The organism is Stenotrophomonas sp. RG-453 (assembly GCF_033843685.1).
GTDB lineage: Bacteria > Pseudomonadota > Gammaproteobacteria > Xanthomonadales > Xanthomonadaceae > Stenotrophomonas > Stenotrophomonas bentonitica_A.
The window spans coordinates 1-277 of record NZ_JAMYED010000039.1; the positions used below are offsets into that span (position 1 = coordinate 1).

Sequence of the window (277 nt, forward strand, 5' to 3'; positions counted from 1 at the left end):
ATTCAGAGTTTCACGTCGGCCTGGCCGATGTGGATAGTCCCGTATATGGGGCCTTAGCTCAGCTGGGAGAGCACCTGCTTTGCAAGCAGGGGGTCGTCGGTTCGATCCCGACAGGCTCCACCACACGTTGCGTGTTTATCGACGCAAACGGCAATGAGCTGAACGGACATTGGGTCTGTAGCTCAGGTGGTTAGAGCGCACCCCTGATAAGGGTGAGGTCGGTAGTTCGAGTCTACCCAGACCCACCACTCTGAATGACTAGCGCATACAAAGAATT

General features: G+C 55.2%; 2 tRNA genes. Both read left to right on the forward strand.

From position 1 onward, the window contains the following. The first annotated feature begins 47 nt into the window (after positions 1-47). Positions 48-123, forward strand: a tRNA-Ala gene (locus NJD74_RS19660). A gap of 48 nt (positions 124-171) precedes the next feature. Continuing rightward, positions 172-248, forward strand: a tRNA-Ile gene (locus NJD74_RS19665). The last annotated feature ends 29 nt before the right edge of the window (positions 249-277 follow it).